The sequence below is a fragment of the Afipia broomeae ATCC 49717 genome (assembly GCF_000314675.2).
GTDB classification, from domain to species: domain Bacteria; phylum Pseudomonadota; class Alphaproteobacteria; order Rhizobiales; family Xanthobacteraceae; genus Afipia; species Afipia broomeae.
The window spans coordinates 2,004,458-2,017,087 of record NZ_KB375282.1 but is presented as its reverse complement, the minus strand read 5'-3'; the positions used below and the strand labels follow the sequence as shown (position 1 = coordinate 2,017,087).

Annotated in this window: 11 protein-coding genes; 5 read left to right on the top strand and 6 right to left on the bottom strand. The window is 60.9% G+C overall.

Going from position 1 to position 12,630, the window contains the following annotated elements:
* The first annotated feature begins 157 nt into the window (after window positions 1-157).
* On the top strand, window positions 158-298 hold the full coding sequence (locus tag HMPREF9695_RS26645) for a hypothetical protein (protein ID WP_006020593.1): 141 nt from the start codon (window positions 158-160) through the stop codon (window positions 296-298).
* Window positions 299-329: 31 nt separating this feature from the next.
* On the top strand, window positions 330-3,035 hold the full coding sequence (locus HMPREF9695_RS09305) for a nitrate reductase (protein WP_006020592.1): 2,706 nt from the start codon (window positions 330-332) through the stop codon (window positions 3,033-3,035).
* On the opposite strand, the gene HMPREF9695_RS09300 is transcribed toward HMPREF9695_RS09305, so the two are convergent.
* The 3 genes from HMPREF9695_RS09300 to pxpB are packed head-to-tail and all read right to left on the bottom strand — an operon-like array spanning window position 3,019 to window position 5,538.
* Window positions 3,019-3,786, bottom strand: a complete 768-nt coding sequence (locus tag HMPREF9695_RS09300) for a LamB/YcsF family protein (protein ID WP_006020591.1) — start codon at window positions 3,784-3,786, stop codon at window positions 3,019-3,021. The two genes, HMPREF9695_RS09305 and HMPREF9695_RS09300, sit on opposite strands and share 17 nt — an antisense overlap.
* 19 nt (window positions 3,787-3,805) lie before the next feature.
* On the bottom strand, window positions 3,806-4,819 hold the full coding sequence (locus HMPREF9695_RS09295) for a 5-oxoprolinase subunit C family protein (protein WP_006020590.1): 1,014 nt from the start codon (window positions 4,817-4,819) through the stop codon (window positions 3,806-3,808).
* On the bottom strand, window positions 4,816-5,538 hold the full coding sequence (pxpB, locus tag HMPREF9695_RS09290) for a 5-oxoprolinase subunit PxpB (protein ID WP_041711578.1): 723 nt from the start codon (window positions 5,536-5,538) through the stop codon (window positions 4,816-4,818). The genes HMPREF9695_RS09295 and pxpB overlap by 4 nt, the downstream gene beginning before the upstream one ends.
* 177 nt (window positions 5,539-5,715) lie before the next feature.
* On the opposite strand from pxpB, the gene HMPREF9695_RS09285 reads away from it, so the two are divergent.
* A complete protein-coding gene (locus tag HMPREF9695_RS09285) occupies window positions 5,716-6,420 on the top strand; it encodes a ribonuclease activity regulator RraA (RefSeq protein WP_006020588.1) in 705 nt (234 codons plus the stop codon).
* A gap of 70 nt (window positions 6,421-6,490) precedes the next feature.
* Here HMPREF9695_RS09285 and HMPREF9695_RS09280 read toward each other — a convergent pair whose 3' ends face one another.
* Both HMPREF9695_RS09280 and HMPREF9695_RS26335 read right to left on the bottom strand, forming a co-directional pair.
* Window positions 6,491-6,706: a hypothetical protein gene (locus HMPREF9695_RS09280; protein ID WP_024578158.1), complete on the bottom strand. Its 216-nt coding sequence runs from the start codon at window positions 6,704-6,706 to the stop codon at window positions 6,491-6,493.
* A gap of 126 nt (window positions 6,707-6,832) precedes the next feature.
* On the bottom strand, window positions 6,833-7,027 hold the full coding sequence (locus tag HMPREF9695_RS26335) for a hypothetical protein (RefSeq protein WP_157223921.1): 195 nt from the start codon (window positions 7,025-7,027) through the stop codon (window positions 6,833-6,835).
* Between the two features lie 48 nt (window positions 7,028-7,075).
* Here HMPREF9695_RS26335 and HMPREF9695_RS09275 point away from each other — a divergent pair, with 48 nt between their 5' ends.
* Entirely contained in the window at window positions 7,076-7,273 is a 198-nt protein-coding gene (locus HMPREF9695_RS09275) for a hypothetical protein (protein WP_006020587.1), read from the top strand.
* Between the two features lie 65 nt (window positions 7,274-7,338).
* Here HMPREF9695_RS09275 and HMPREF9695_RS09270 read toward each other — a convergent pair whose 3' ends face one another.
* A complete protein-coding gene (locus tag HMPREF9695_RS09270; protein WP_006020586.1) occupies window positions 7,339-8,196 on the bottom strand; it encodes a transglutaminase-like cysteine peptidase in 858 nt (285 codons plus the stop codon).
* A gap of 670 nt (window positions 8,197-8,866) precedes the next feature.
* On the opposite strand from HMPREF9695_RS09270, the gene HMPREF9695_RS25255 reads away from it, so the two are divergent.
* Window positions 8,867-12,630 (top strand): VCBS domain-containing protein (locus tag HMPREF9695_RS25255; protein WP_051054974.1); only part of this gene is annotated, 3,764 nt, incomplete at its 3' end.

Below are 12,630 nucleotides of genomic sequence, written 5' to 3'. Positions count from 1 at the left end.
TCGCCGGAGGCTGTTCGTTCTCCGCAGGTGTCCCGGGGAGGATATTTCTCTCCCCCGGTGCGGACGGGGGCAACTTTATCGTCTTTTTCCGGGGTGCCTTGTAAGTCACTGACGAAGCACTTCAATATCCCATCACGTGATCGATTGGAGATCGGCGATGAGCGATATTGTGTCAGAAGCCCATGCCCGGGTGACTTCCGCCCAAGCGGAAGATCGCATTCACACGCTCGCCGTTTACGGCGCCTTCGCGCTGATCGCCGCCATCGTGTTCGGCACGCTCTCCTACCATCCGTTCTGATCTCTGATCCGTTCGTCGTGCGGGGGACCGCATGACGAACGTCGATCCATCCGTCGCTCCCACAAAGACCACCTGTCCCTATTGCGGCGTCGGCTGCGGCGTCATCGCGACGCCGGACGGCAAGGGCGGCGCGACCATCGCGGGCGATCCCGAGCATCCGGCCAATTTCGGGCGGCTGTGCTCGAAGGGGTCGGCGCTCGGCGAGACGCTGGGTCTGGGCGAACGATTGTTGCATCCCATGATCCGCTGCTCGAACGGCAAGTTCGAAGAGGTCGCGTGGACCGATGCGCTCGATCACGTTGCCAACCGGCTTCAACACATTATTGCAAAGTATGGACCCGATTCAGTCGGCTTCTATCTTTCGGGGCAATTGCTCACCGAGGACTACTATGTCGCCAACAAGCTGATGAAGGGCTTCATCGGCACGGCGAATGTCGACACCAACTCGCGGCTCTGCATGTCGTCGTCGGTCGCGGGGCATCGCCGCGCTTTCGGCTCCGACACGGTGCCGGGCTGCTATGAGGATCTCGATCAGGCCGACCTGCTGGTGCTGGTCGGATCGAACGCGGCATGGTGTCATCCGGTCCTGTTCCAGCGGATGATAGCCAACAAGCAGCAGCGCGGCGCGCGCATCGTGGTGATCGATCCGCGACAGACCGAGACATCGGGCGACGCCGATCTATTTCTCGGCCTTAAACCCGGAACCGACACGGCGCTGTTCAGCGGGCTGTTGACCTACCTCGCAGACAGCGGTGCGCTCGATCACTCCTATATCGATGAACATACCAGCGGCTTCGCCGAAGGTTTGGCGAAAGCGCGCAGCATTGCGGGCAGCGTTGCCGCGACGGCGCTCGCCACAGGTCTTGCGGAAACGGATGTTGCGACGTTCTTCCAGATGTTCGCGAAAACGCCGCGCGTGGTGACGCTCTATTCGCAGGGCGTGAACCAGTCTGCGCAGGGCACCGACAAGGTCAACGCGATCATCAACTGTCATCTCGCGACCGGTCGCATCGGCAAGCCGGGGGCTTCGCCGTTCTCTCTCACCGGTCAGCCGAATGCGATGGGCGGACGCGAGGTCGGCGGCCTGGCCAACCAGCTTGCGGCGCATATGAGCTTCACACCGCCGGACATCGACCGCGTTCGCCGGTTCTGGAAGGCGCCGCACATCGCCACCCATGAGGGCCTCAAGGCCGTTCAGATGTTCCAGGCGATCGGCCGCGGCGAGATCAAGGCCCTGTGGGTGATGGGCACCAATCCCGCCGTGTCTCTGCCGAACGCGGATGCCGTGCGCGCCGCAATGCGCAAGCTTGATCTGCTGGTGATCTCGGAAAATGTGCAGTCGAACGACAGCATCAATTCAGGCGCGCACGTGCTGCTGCCTGCGCACGCGTGGGGCGAGAAGTCCGGTACCGTGACCAATTCCGAGCGGCGCATCTCCCGGCAGCGTGCATTCCTGACGCCACCCGGTCAGGCGAAGCCGGATTGGTGGATTATGAGCGAAGTCGCCGAGCGCCTCGGCTACGGCGCGGCATTCGCCTATCATTCTGCCGCCGACATCTTCCGCGAGCATGCCGAACTGTCTGCGTTCGAGAACGGCGGTAGCCGGGATTTTGATATCGGCGCGATGGCATCAGTAGCCGACGACGAATTCGATTTAATGCCGCCGTTCATGTGGCCTATGCCGAAGGGTGGGAGCGAAGCGGCGCCGCGTTTCTTCGCCGAGGGCCGCTACTATACATCGGACCGCAAGGGCCATTTCATTGCGCCTGACGTTCCGATGCTGCGCGGCGCAATTTCGGAGGCACGTCCGCTGCGGCTCAATACCGGGCGCATCCGCGATCAGTGGCACACCATGACACGCACCGGTCTCAGCCCGCGCCTCGGCCAGCATCTGCCTGAACCTTATGTGGAGATTCATCCGGCCGACGCCGCCCAGGCGGACGTTGTCGATGGCGGTTATGCGCGGCTTGCGACCGATCTCGGCCAGTGCATTCTCAAAGTTGTCGTCAGCGAGCGCCAGCAGCGCGGCATGCTGTTCGCGCCGATCCACTGGAGCCAGGAAAACTCGGCATCGGGGCGGGTAGGAGCGCTGGTCGCGCCATTCACCGATCCGTTCTCCGGGCAGCCGGAAAACAAGGCCACGCCTGTTGCCATTGAGTCGGTTACGTTCGGGCAGCGTGGGTTCGTTCTCTCGCGCAGGCTGATGTCGTTTCCGAAGGATGTGGGGTGGTCGCGCGTCGCTGTTACGGGCGGCTATGGCTATCTCATCGCCAGCAATCTGGACGTTGCGGCCTGGAGAACCTTCCTGTCGCCGCAAGGAGAAGCAGGACACATCGCAGAGTACGAAGACGCCGCCCACGGCGTGTATCGCGCAGCGCAGTTCTCCGGCGACAGGCTCGAAGCCTGCGTGTTCATCGGGCCTGCGAAGGACATACCCAGCTGGGACGCGGTGAAGACGGCGTTCGCTGCAGAGACGATCAGCGACGAGCAGCGCCGGCTGTTGCTGTCGGGCAAGTCCGCCGATGGCGTAGCGAACGACGGCCCCGTGGTCTGCGCGTGCTTCGGCGTCGGACGCAACGCGATCTGCGGCGCGATAGCGGAGGGGTCGCGAACCGCTGCCGAGATCGGCGCGAAGCTCAAGGCCGGCACCAACTGCGGCTCCTGCATTCCGGAGTTGAAGCGGCTGATCGCGCAGACCGGCGTCGCGCAACCGATGGAAGCTAGCGCCGCGAGCTGAACGGCGCGACGGTAATGCCGCTGCTCTCAAGCCCCGCCCGCACCTTGCGCGCGATCTCGACCGCGCCGGGCGTGTCGCCGTGAATACAGACAGTGTCGATCTTCACCGGGATGATCTTCCCGGAAGCGGCAGTGATAGCGTTGTCCTGAACCATACGGACCACACGCTGCGCGATCTGGTCGCCGTCATGAAGCACCGACCCGGGTTTGCTGCGCGCTACCAGTTGCGCATCATCCTCGTAGGCTCGGTCGGCGAACACTTCGTAGATCAACTTGAGGCCAGCAGCTTCACCGGCACGCACCAGCGCCGTGTTCGGCAGCACCACGAAATACAGATTGGGATCGACGGCTTTGATCGCGGCAGCGATGGCGCGTGCGGTCATGTCGTCGGCACATGCAACATTTGAAAGCGCGCCGTGCGCCTTGACGTGGGTCACCTTGTGACCGGCCAAAGACGCGACCGCCTGCAACGCTCCGATCTGGTAGGCGACCATGGTCTCGATCTCGGATGATTTCAGTCCGGGGACCGGCCGCCGTCCGAACCCGTGCAGATCGCGATAGCCGGGATGCGCACCGATGCTGACACCGCGCTCTTTCGCGAGCCTCGCGGTCTTCAGCATGATGTCGGAATCGCCCGCATGAAAGCCGCACGCGACGTTGACACTGCTGGCGAGGCCAAGCATCGCATCGTCGTTGCCCATGTCCCACGCACCGAAACCTTCGCCGAGATCACTGTTGAGATCGATGGTCATGGATGCGCCTCGTGAAGATTCAGGGGTCGTCGATGGCGTTTACCGCGACGCCCGCGACATTGGCCTTTTGCAGTTCGACGAGATTGAGGCTCGAGCCGCCCGCGATGTGAATGCGGCCCGGCAGCGCCTGAATGAATTGGGCCAGCTTGCGCGCCTCGTTCTGGGCTTCTTCGACGGTGACTGCCTTGAAGCGGACCATCGCACCTGATTGCATCTGCGCGAACCGTCCCAGATCGGCGCTGATGACGGTCGCAATCTTCGGATAGCCGCCGGTCGTGCCATGATCCGCCATCAGCACGATGGGCTGGCCATTGCCCGGCACCTGAATGCTGCCGTGGACCGCGCCGTCAGAAACAATGTTATGGCCGCCGGGGTGAACAACCTTCGGGCCTTCCAGGCGATAGCCCATCCGGTCGCTGGTCGCCGAGATGCGCCACTCGCTGTTAAGGAATACATCGCAGGCCGCGCCGAACTCGTCGTCCTGCGGTCCCATGACGACGCGGATCGGGGACTGCGGCTGATCGAAGGTGTCCAGCGCGCGCTCATGCGAAGTGACTTGTGCGGTTCCCACGTCGAGTACATCGCCGGCTTGCAGCGGCCGGGGGAAGGGACTGCCGAGATCGGCGCGCGCATTGACCGACAGGCTTCCAAACACGGGTTCTCCCGCGATGCCGCCTTCGATGGCGAGATAAGTGAATACGCCGCTGCGGGCCGCGCCGAGCCTGAGCGTTTCGCCGTCCGCAATCAACGCCGTTTCGCTCATCAGCAGCGGCGAGCCTGCAACATCAGCAACACGTGCTGCGCCCGAAAGGGCAACGCGCACGGCCCCGTTGCGTACCGTAAACGCGGTCGCGAATGGCCCGATTTCAATCGCGGCGGCGAGTGGAGAATTGCCCGCGAGGGTGTTAGCCATCGCCAGCGACGTGCGATCCATCGCACCACTGGTGGTGAGACCATAGCGTTGCGCGCCGAACCGGCCGGCATCCTGAATTGATGTCGCGGGCCCGGTTGTGACGACAACAAGCTTGCTCATGACGCGATCAACTCTGCGACAGCTTCGCCGCGTTCAGCGGCGCGATCAAGCGAAGCAAACTCGCTGGCCGCAATGGCATGGAAGGTGACGGCATCGCCGGGTTCCATCAGAAACACCGGATCGCGATGCGGATGGAAGGTGCGGACTGGCGTTCGCCCGAGCAGATGCCAGCCGCTCGGCGCGGCAAGACACTGCACGCACGCCTGCACACCACCGATCGAAATGGTGCCGGCCGGTGTTTCGGTTCGCGGGTTCTCGCGCCGCGGCGTGGCGATGGCGGGATCGAGGCCGCTCAGATAAGCGAAGCCGGGTGTGAAGCCAATCATCGCGACGCGATACTCGCTGCCGGTGTGCTTTGCGATGACATCAGCCGTCGAGATACTGTGCGCGCGCGCCACGTCGTCGAGGTCGATGCCGTATTCGCCGCCATAGACCACCGGCACGCGCCAGCGCCGGATGTTGGTTTGTGCTGGAACAGGCCGCTCCGCGAGCGCCAGCAGCTTTTGCGACAATGTCGCGAAGTCGATCAGCAAGGGATCGTAGTGAACCAGCAGCGAGCGATAGGTCGGAACGGTTTCCAGGATTCCCACAATGGCTGCGCTCGCGACTTCGCGATCGAGCGCCAGGACCTGCCGGTTGACCGCCGGATCGATGCTGCGGCCGAATTCGACCGCCAGGGCAGTGTCTCCGGACGGGAGGATGCGGGGCGGGGTGCTCATCGGCAGGCCGGAGATCTCAGGATGGACCCTCCCTTTGTCCGACACTCCCGCTAAAATGGCAAATAAGTTGGTGTTATCGCAACGCATAAGCGGACATTACCGGTCACGCGATTGCCGCCTTGACGCGATCCCGCGCTTTCGCAAAAAGGCTGGCACACCACACCCGGAGTTTCCCTTATGTCGCTCTCGCCCGAAGCCATCGCAACGCTCAAAAAGATCACGACCGCCACCATCACGACCATCCTTCTAAAGAAGGGGCTTCGCAACGTCTGGCTGCGCGGGTCACGCCCGTTGCGTCCGGGGCAGGAGCGTCTTGTCGGTCCGGCGTTCACCCTGCGCTTCGTTCCCGCACGGGAAGATCTTGCGACGCCGGAATCGTGGTCGAAGCCGATTTCGACCCGTACTGCTATCGAGGCGATGCCGGCAGGCTGTATCGCCGTGGTCGATGCGATGGGCATCACCGACGCAGGTATCTTCGGCGACATTCTGTGCGCGCGCATGGCAAAGCGCGGCGTCACCGCGCTGGTGACGGATGGCGTGGTGCGCGATCTCGAGGGCGTGCTCGGCACCGGACTTCCGGTGTGGTGCAACGGCGCGGCTGCCCCTCCGTCAGTCGCCGGGCTGACGTTCGTCAATTGGGGCGAGCCGATTGGCTGCGGCGGCGTTGCCGTGTTTCCCGATGACGTGATCGTAGCCGATCAGGACGGCGCGGTGCTGATCCCGCGGGCATTCCTTGAACTGATCCTGACTGAAGGTCCGGAGCAGGAGGCAATGGAGGGCTGGATCGTCAACGAGGTCAACAACGGCGCGGAACTGCCCGGCCTCTATCCGATGAATGCCGAGACCAAGGCACGTTACGCCGCATCCAAGACGAAGAAGTAAGCACCAACTCTGTCAGGCATGATCTGATCTGGAGACCGGTTTGCGCTTTATGCAAATGCGGCTCTTCGGATCAGGATCGTGCTTCTCTGGGCCGCCGCCAGCCGACCACCATTGCTTCAACGAGACTTCCGGATTCGCTGTTGCGCCATTCACCGTTGACCCGGCGGCATGCAAAGGGAAGCTGATAGGTCCCGCTCTTGTCCTCGCATAAAACCTGAACCGCCTCATCGGGGGACGGTTCGCCATTGCCGTCAAATTCTGCAAGTCTTTGGAGACGTGTTGCCATCGGCAAAAATCCTTCCGCGATAAAAATGTTCCGGCTGCAACGCGTGTTCAGCGGTTCCATCCGGACGCGACGGATAACAATCAAATTAAGACGCTCGCGCGTGTCCATTTTAAGACATTCGCAAATTCACATTTCACGTTTGAATCGGTTGCTTGCAATGATCGTTCGTCGACGCGATTGCGACGTCACCGACGCTGCCAGCGGCGAGCGTGCTGAGGAGCGGTTTGCTGCCATCGGGGCGGCCATGGACAAGGCGACGGCCCATGGATGTGGGGTGATTTTCGCACGAAGCACCCGGGTTTCAGCAATCGGGACAAGCATTGATTCACTCCTTCGCGCCGAACATCGGCAGTGGAAAGGAGTGGACCCATGCGTCAGCTTATTCTCGCAATCACGGGCGCGGGCGGGATATTCCTGCTCGCCGGCGCCACCCGGAACCACGGCTGGTCCCTGGCCGATGAAGTATGCCGCCAGGGAACGGTGCTGTGCGACAACCCCGGCTGGGTGCTCGTTACGATCGCGGCTTTGTTATTCGTCGCGACCATTCAAACCATCGCCAAGATCTAAGCGGTGGATACAGATCAGTTCGTCGGACCGTGAACCAATCCGGCCGAACCTTGTCAGATGTCGGGTTACATCGCGAGGGTCTGACAGAACTCGTCGAACGCAGAACTGTCCATGCCCAACGTGGCCGCCGATGTTCCGGCGCCGGCGCCGGCCTCACGCGGAGTGATCTCGGCAGGGCGGGCCTGTGTGATCTGCGCGGTGTTCGCGAACATCGGCTGTTCAAAGCGTTTCGCGCCTTCCGCATCGATCGCGAAGAGGGGGCGGTACTTGTCGAACCCGTTGTCCTCGAGCATCAGGAAGGTGCGGTTATCGAGCACCCGCCAATGGCCCTCGAACCGGGCTGCGACCACGGCGTGGTCATCTCCGGTCGCGGTTTCGCGAATGATCAGGAGGCGAAGATCGGCTGGCGCAACGCCGGCGGCGCGCAGCGCAACGAGCTTGGCAATCGCATAATCTTCACAGTCGCCGGCGCCTGCCGCCAGCGTGGCCAGCGGTGACGACCAGTAATCTTCGACACCGTATTGCGCACGGTCGCTGACCGGCCGTATGGCAAGATTGAAAGCGCGGTTGATTTCGCCGAATCGGGCAAGGCCCTCGCGGGCGGAGGCCGTCTTCACGATTTCCAGGAAACGCTGGGCTGGCTGGGACGTGCAATGTCCGGGATCGCTGGCGCAGGCGGCGATGATCTCGGATTCGGCCGTAATGGCGCGCTCTACGGTCTGCCATTTGGCGCGAAGAGGGCCGTCGGCCAGCATCGAGGTCGCAAGCCCGAACGGCTCGGAAGCCGGACTTTGCGGGCCCTCGGTTGCCCCGATGGCTGGATCGCTCGGCGAGTGAGCTGCCCCATGAGCCACTCCGCCCAAGACATTGATCGTGAACATAAATGACACTGCGCCTGCGCGCAGAACACTGAAAGCCGACATCTGACGCCCCTTGTCCGGACATCGGCTCGCAACGTATGCAGGCTCGTGACCAGATCATCTGGCCACAAGGATTAGGCGCGTCCCCTTTTCGACCGCTTAAAGCGGCGGCTAATCAGCCATTTGGATTCAAATATGCGGAACTAGCGCTGACCACATTGTCTAAAATTGTAGATAGGGCTAACGCGCAGGCGCTGATGTATAAAATGTTAAGATTTCAGTATTCGGTGAAACCAGGTGATGGATTATCAAGTCTAGTTGGATGAATAGACTGTACAGATTGGTTATTGATCGATTTCGAATGCGCCCTTTCGGCGGCTTTTAGGCTCAATTCGCTTCCGTTAATCGGCCGATCATTTTGCGGAGCAGCACGGATTATCGATTTTGTCCCATAGTCTTAGGAAGCAGTAGCGGAATAACCAAGTCATCACCGTCCAATTGTACTTAACGAGGGCATGTAAAACCACGCTGTGTGGTTCAATTCACTATGGGCCCACGGTCTTTGATGCTATGAATTGCGAATTCTGAATTTCTTAATAATAACTTTTGACGGGCGGGCAGGGGTTTGAATTTTTCCGGACCATTTGATGCCGGGCTGATGCACGACTCCCCAGTTTCACTGGGTGGGGAGCGTTTCTCTTTCGATTCGAAGCCGAATTTCGTCCAGCATCATATGTCGGACAACCAAGTCGTCGTACCTGACGCGCATCTGCTGTTTTCCGGCGACTACATGCGGATCGGCAGCGACCTGATCATTTCGGGTAATGGCCAGAAATTTGTGATCGGCAATTACTTCAAGGGCGAAGCAAGGCCAGTTCTTACCACCAAGGACGGGGCAACCCTTTCCGGTCACATCGTGGATGCGCTGACCGGTCACGTCCACTACGCGCAGGCTACCGCGCCGGCACAGGCCGGAGAAGTGATCGGACACGTCCTGAAGATGTCCGGAAGCGCATCCGTGATCCGGAACGGAGTGTCGGTTGAGCTGAATATCGGCGATCCCGTGCAAAAGGGCGACGTGGTCCAGACCGGATCTAACTCGTCGGTCGGCATGACGTTCATCGACGGCAGCGCGTTCGGCATGAGCGCGAATGCGCGCATGGTGCTCAACGAAATGATCTTCGATCCGAACGGATCGTCGAATTCATCGCTGATCAGCCTGGTTCAGGGCACCATTACATTCGTTGCGGGACAGACCGCCAAGAACGGCAACATGCGCGTCGAGACGCCGGTTGCCACGATGGGTATTCGCGGCACTGCCGTACTGGTGGAAATCGGCGCGAACGACGGACCAACCAAGTTCTCGGTGCTGGTCGAGCCGGACGGGCATACCGGCTCATACAATCTCTACGACAAGACAACCGGCCAGTTGATCGGAACGGTATCGCAGGCCGGGCAGGTGACCTACGTGTCGGTCAGCGGCGTTGGCCAGCCTCCGACAGCGATTGAACAGCTCAAGACGCTCGCGGATCAGGAATCCGCGAAGACACTGATTCAGGAAGTCTTCAAGCTTTACTTCCCGAACTACAATCCGGACAACGCCAATCCGAAGTCGCAGAAAAACGGATTTGGCTCTCCCGGCGACAACTTAAATCCCTTCGCATTCTACAAGCCGCTACAGGACCTCGGGCCGCCCAAGGTCATTACAATCCCGGGTGTCGGCTACGATCCCGTTACCGGGCAGCCAAATCCTCCGAGGACTTTCTACAATACCAAGGCGCAGTTTTCGGCACTCCCTGTCTTCGCGGATCAGGCGTTCTCCCCGACGATCAAAATTTTCAGCTTCAAGGACGTCGTCAAGATCGACGATCCGGATATCGGCAATGCGCCGTTCTACGATATCGGCATTCCGTTCGTCGCCGGCAGCGCGATCATTACGAGCGCGGTCAGCACGATTCCATATCTCACCGAAGGCTTTCTGAAGCCGCTGATTCACATCAATCAGACGACGGGCGCGGTCTCCTTTGACCGCGAGCAGTTCAATTTCCTGGACGACGGCCAGACCGTTACCTTCAAGATCCAAGTGACCGCGACATCTGGGCCGGATACCGGTGTGGTCGAAATCCCGATCACGATTACGGGCGCCAACGACGCGCCGACGATCGTGGTGGGTGCTGTGACGACCATCACTGGCATGGTCAAGGAAGACGTACAGGTCGCGTCGAGCCACATCGAGACGAACGGGACGATCACGTTCAAGGACGTCGATCTGACCGATGCACACACCGCGACCGTCGAATTGACATCGACGTCCTCAACTCTGCCAGGTTTTGTCAGCGGCGCCGGAAATGCTCCGACGACGACCAAGATCGGAACATTCACCATTGATCCGGTCTCGGAGAGCACCACCGACACCAACAATCAGGGCTCGGTTGGCTGGCACTTCTCGCTGGACGACAACGATCCCACGCTGCAATCGCTGGCCGAAGGTCAGACGATCACGCAGATCTATACGATCACGATCAAGGACGACAACGGCGTCCCGGTGACACAAACCGTCACCATCACGATCACCGGCACCAACGATGCGCCGGTGCTGACGGCCGATGCCGCGATTCATCAGGCCGACGAAGTTCCGGACACAACGGGCGCGCCGAATTCGGTTGTCGATATTGCGACCGGAACGCTGGCGTTCGCCGATGTGGATCTCTCCGACACCCATACGGCAAGCGCGGCGCTTCATCCGGGCGCCTCATCGGTGGTGTGGTCGGGCGGCGACTACAACGACATTCCGCATGCAACCCGCGATGCCCTCAATGGAGCGGTGACAGCCTCGGTATCGGAGAGCAACACCGATACCAACAATCAGGGTTCGGTCGGCTGGGAATTCAAGCTGCCGGACCATCTGTTCGATTTTCTGGCGAAGGGGCAGACCCTGACGCTGATCTACGATGTCACGGTTACGGACAACAACGGCCTGTCGTCAACAAAGCAGATCACCGTTCAGATCGGCGCGGCGAACGACCAGCCCGTTATTTCCGTCATCGACAACGGCGCAGCGGTCAAGGAAGACGTCGACCCTGTCGGTGGTATTCTGAAAGACCACGGCTCGGTCACGTTCACCGACGCCGATCTGACGGATACGCATACGGCGCACGTCACCTACAACAACGATGCGGCGGGGAGTGCCGGGGTATCTCCTGCATTGGCCCTGGCGCTCGCAACCGCACTGACGGTTCCTTCGTCGGCCTTGGCTGCAGGCGATCACGACTTCAACTGGGATTTCGCGCTGGATACCAATCTGATCCAGTACCTCGCGGAAGGCGAAACCATAACGGCGACCTATACGATCACCGTCAAAGATAATAGCAACAACAGCAACGATACATCTGTTGCGAAGACCGTCACGGTTACGATCACCGGCACTAACGATCTTCCAACGATATCCATCACCAATCCTGCAACCGACACCGAGGGCAACACCGGCACACCAGACGTCGCCGTGGTCACGGTCGCAGATCACGTCTCGGTCTCGGACGTCGACGCGAGTGACGTGAAGACACCGTACGCAGGCGCGCTGACCTTCGATGCTGTCAACTCCAGCGGTCCTGCACCGGCTGGCGGCTCACTGGCAGACCTGTTCACCCTCGATCCCGTCACCGGCAAGATCAGCTACGACAGGGCCGCGTTCGATTATCTCGCCGGCGGCGAGCATGTCACAGCGGTCTTCACCTTTAATGTGTCGTCCGGCCCGGATACGGTTCAGAAATCCATCACGGTCACCATCGATGGCGCAAATGACGCGCCGGTGATAGCCGTGACCAATCCTGCAACCGACACCGAGGGCAACACGGGCACTCCGGACCTCGCCGTGGTCACGATTGCGGATCATGTTTCGGTCTCGGATGTCGATGCGAGTGACGTGAAGACGCCGTACGCGGGGGCATTGTCGTTCGATGCCGCCAACTCAAGTGGCCCGGCGCCTGCTGGCGGGTCTCTGAGCGATCTGTTCACGATTGATCCTGTCACGGGCAAGATCAGCTACGACAAGGCCGCGTTCGACTACCTCGCAGGCGGCGAGCACGTCACCGCGACGTTCACCTTCAATGTGTCGTCCGGCCCGGATACGGTTCAGAAGTCCATCACGGTGACGATTGATGGCGCCAACGACGCGCCGGTGATAGCGGTGACCGATCCGGCCGCCGACACCGAGGGCAACACCGGCACTCCAGACGTCGACGTGGTCACGGTCGCGGACCACGTTTCGATTACGGATGTCGATGCAAGCGACGTGCACATTCGCTATGTGGCCGATACGCTGGCCTTCGACGCCGCCAATTCAAACGGTCCAGCGCCTGCCGGTGGCTCGCTGGCAGACCTGTTCACGATTGATCCCGTCACCGGCAAGATCAGCTACGACAAGGCCGCGTTCGATTATCTCGCCGGCGGCGAGCATGTCACAGCGGTGTTCACCTTCAATGTGTCGTCGGGCCCGGA

Coding starts and splice junctions, on each gene's coding strand:
- HMPREF9695_RS09275 (WP_006020587.1), top strand. CDS start 7,076: ATGCGTCAGCTTATTCTCGCAATCACGGGCGCGGGCGGGATATTCCTG.
- HMPREF9695_RS26335 (WP_157223921.1), bottom strand. CDS start 7,027: ATGCTTGTCCCGATTGCTGAAACCCGGGTGCTTCGTGCGAAAATCACC.
- HMPREF9695_RS09270 (WP_006020586.1), bottom strand. CDS start 8,196: ATGTCGGCTTTCAGTGTTCTGCGCGCAGGCGCAGTGTCATTTATGTTC.
- HMPREF9695_RS09295 (WP_006020590.1), bottom strand. CDS start 4,819: ATGAGCAAGCTTGTTGTCGTCACAACCGGGCCCGCGACATCAATTCAG.
- HMPREF9695_RS09280 (WP_024578158.1), bottom strand. CDS start 6,706: ATGGCAACACGTCTCCAAAGACTTGCAGAATTTGACGGCAATGGCGAA.
- pxpB (WP_041711578.1), bottom strand. CDS start 5,538: ATGAGCACCCCGCCCCGCATCCTCCCGTCCGGAGACACTGCCCTGGCG.
- HMPREF9695_RS26645 (WP_006020593.1), top strand. CDS start 158: ATGAGCGATATTGTGTCAGAAGCCCATGCCCGGGTGACTTCCGCCCAA.
- HMPREF9695_RS09300 (WP_006020591.1), bottom strand. CDS start 3,786: ATGACCATCGATCTCAACAGTGATCTCGGCGAAGGTTTCGGTGCGTGG.
- HMPREF9695_RS09305 (WP_006020592.1), top strand. CDS start 330: ATGACGAACGTCGATCCATCCGTCGCTCCCACAAAGACCACCTGTCCC.
- HMPREF9695_RS09285 (WP_006020588.1), top strand. CDS start 5,716: ATGTCGCTCTCGCCCGAAGCCATCGCAACGCTCAAAAAGATCACGACC.